Source organism: Escherichia sp. MOD1-EC5950 (genome assembly GCF_002965345.1).
GTDB classification, from domain to species: Bacteria; Pseudomonadota; Gammaproteobacteria; order Enterobacterales; family Enterobacteriaceae; genus Escherichia; species Escherichia marmotae.
The window spans coordinates 1-2959 of the sequence record NZ_PTSR01000070.1 but is presented as its reverse complement, the minus strand read 5'-3'; the positions used below and the strand labels follow the sequence as shown (position 1 = coordinate 2959).

Sequence of the window (2959 nt, the reverse complement as noted above, 5' to 3'; positions counted from 1 at the left end):
TATCACCGGTCGTTCGCCAGCATTTAACGTTTCGACAGCGCTATCCAGCATAGTGTTGACCAGTTCAGCATCGGGGCATGTACTGAGAGACCAGCTCACAACTTTTCCATCGAAGCAGTCCACCACCGGTAATAGCCAGACCTTTCCTGCAGGAAGCTGGAACTCCGTGATATCTGTCAGCCATTTCTGATATGAAAGTGAATAAGAAATAATAAAGTTCCGGCTTCTGAACTTGCTGCCGTCATGAAGCAGATTAAAGAATTCCAGCGCCTGCTCGGCAAGTGTCAGCGGTTACTGAAGGTAGATCCGCTGAAGTACGTGCTGTGCGGGAGTCAGATGCGGTTTACGGGGCTGAAGAGGGGGGACCGTCTGGCAGAGCTGGTTATGATGCATGAGCCGCTGGTCCGAATGCGGTGGCATGGCTGAGAGTCGCAGAGGGGAAGTTGCGTCTATTTTCAGAAAAATGGAGCAAAAAAGCGTCACTGTTATCAGGTATCAATCAATAACCCCCTTTTAATTGTCAGTGCTGCATTCATGGCTCGCAGCCAGTGTTGAATAACCATTCGTTTTTTTTGGGAGGGGTATCTTTTGGGGATTTAAATTCCTATCGTTCAATTAATATTATGCCATCTTCAATAATGTGGAAACAGCCTAAAATCAGATAATTATCGGCATTTACAAGTTGACATTGTCTCCGTTATTTTATAATGATGTTGTTGTTTTAATGTTATTTGCAATATAAAACAGGTGATTTTTTAGTTAAATAGTGAGGTACAAATGATTGGGCGTGTCCAATATAATGGAAGTCTTGGTTCCATACGTTTACATCAGCACACACAAAGCTCTGGCGAAGCCGGTTATTCGGGAAACAGAATAATAAGGAGAGTCAATAGCATGCCGAATATTTTTCATCGTTCAGGCATCACTAATTCTCAAAAGAAAATTGCTGACGCCAGAAGAATAGAGAAACGCTCTGTAAATCAACAAACAAGCACAAAGCAACCTTATAAATATGTCTTAGGGCCTGCAAAAAACCAACCTTCTGTCTGGGGGCCTGCAAAAAAACAATCTTTGCCCTCTTTATCTTATTTATCAGGGCGGAGCATTAAAGAGCAATTCTCTTCTAAGCGAGGAGACCTTGTGTATGGACTTGGGCTAGAGAGGTTTAAACTATTACAGAGAATATATCCCAGCGATCAACTTAAAGATACGCACATTCAATGTATTGACAGTATGAATGAGGCGAAAAGAGACTGTGCCTGGCATGCAGTATATAAAGGCTCAGCCAATGATGAGTACACTCAACTTCGTAAAAATCATGAGTCTTTTGAAGATATTGATGCATATATCCATACCATGCGTCAACAAGACGCTATCGGTGAAAAAGATCAAAAGTTCAATACCAGAAAAAGATTTGAAGATTTTTATAAGTTGGAAAAAAAACTAACTGGTGCAAGAGAAAAACTTGATGATGATTCTCTGCGTCTACTTTCCAAGGAATTTTATAATATAATTAAAAGAAGTTGTAAGGCTGGGATTATGGCCGTCACACTTGATAGTAGCAAGTATCATATACATTTTTCGCTGGATGGAATTGATATGAATAGTGTTGTTACTAAAAATAGTTCTTATTCACCAATAAACATGCCTTCTTATACGGGAGTGGAGTTACGCTGTGCTTATAGATTAAGAGAACAGTTAAAAGGTAAATTACATTTTTATGAAAATGGAGTTGAAGTTTCTGCTCCTTGGGAGAGAGAGCCAGAACTATGGCGAAAATATACTCCAAAGAGTTCTTAAAAGCCTCATCATTTAATTGTACCAGTCGCGACTTGATCTGACACATAACCTTGAAAGATTGAGAGTTACCGCTTTTGATATGGATGTCGAATCCTTATACAAAACCCGAGGTAACTCTCATGCTTCATATGAGGTAGCCTGAGTTTAACGTAATAACGCCGGTGTCATGGTGGTGTCTGCTATTGCCTGTACACCTCAGTCGGAGATCGGACTGTATCCACTGCACTTCCGCTTTTACCCCGCAGTGCAATCTGCTATCTCAGAACCTGACGCCCTGTTCTTTTTCGATATAATCGCTAATAGATGTTAATATACTTTTATTTTTTGTTATCGGATTGTGGCTTTCGTAGTTATCAACAAAAAACCTTTTGCCAATTTGATTTAATTTAAACTTGGGATTTATTTTTTCATTAACCCAATCATTTTTTGAATTTACATTTATTATATTATTGCATTTATAGTCACTCTGTAGTTTCTTTACTGTTCTGTTGGTTAAACCTAAAGCATTAAAATTAACCACTTTCATGCCAGTTTTAACTCCAGCATATGTTGCAAATACGCCCCCCATTGAATGACCAACAAGTGTTGTATTAGATTTATTTTTAAAAGAAGATATTATAAAAAGAGCATCCTCCATTTCCTTTTTCCCAAACCCCATCATGTTTTTTGATATAAAATGAAGATCACGCAATGAATCAACCCCATAAAATACAACAAGACGTTGATTTGTGAAATCAAAAACTTTTGCTTTGACTGCTCCCATCTCGATATATGGAGTGTTGCCATCATATTTAATATATTTATGTAACCTTTCTGGATATAAGCGAATATCCAGTGGCTTTAAAAAATTATCAACATCGTCAGCCAGCACTCGCATTGATAGATAAACGCCTGAAGCCGTTTTACCATCTATTTCTGATTGTTTTTCCTGAGCAATACGATGCCTTGAAACTTTTACGACCCGGCCTCCAAGTTGGCCTGTTTCTCTGACATCTTGTATATTTTGGCTGGAATTTAGAATATTATTCTGTCCTATTTTCCCAATCATACATTCCTTCCTGTTAGCTCCTATTTTCTGTGTCAGCGCCAGTGATATAAGACGGTAATTCACCATTTGGATTGTCCGCTCCACCCAACATGTTGTTTCCTTAAGGTTCTC

General features: G+C 38.9%; 2 protein-coding genes and 2 pseudogenes. 2 read left to right on the top strand and 2 right to left on the bottom strand.

All coding sequences use genetic code 11. From position 1 onward, the window contains the following. Positions 1-189: pseudogene (locus BEA93_RS24050) on the bottom strand (DDE-type integrase/transposase/recombinase); the annotation flags it as partial. Positions 190-276: 87 nt separating this feature from the next. Between BEA93_RS24050 and BEA93_RS24040 the strand changes: the two are divergent. Together BEA93_RS24040 and BEA93_RS24035 are read left to right on the top strand one after the other, a co-directional pair. Beyond that, positions 277-426: pseudogene (locus BEA93_RS24040) on the top strand (IS91 family transposase); the annotation flags it as partial. Between the two features lie 468 nt (positions 427-894). Continuing rightward, a complete protein-coding gene (locus BEA93_RS24035) occupies positions 895-1800 on the top strand; it encodes a hypothetical protein (protein WP_105225205.1) in 906 nt (301 codons plus the stop codon). A 259-nt stretch (positions 1801-2059) separates the two neighbouring features. Here BEA93_RS24035 and BEA93_RS24030 read toward each other — a convergent pair. Next, positions 2060-2959: hypothetical protein (locus BEA93_RS24030; RefSeq protein WP_236942903.1), on the bottom strand; the 900-nt coding region annotated here is incomplete at its 5' end.

What these genes read in the sequence shown, in the direction of transcription:
- BEA93_RS24035 (WP_105225205.1), top strand. Translation starts at nt 895, where the DNA reads ATGCCGAATATTTTTCATCGTTCAGGCATCACTAATTCTCAAAAGAAA.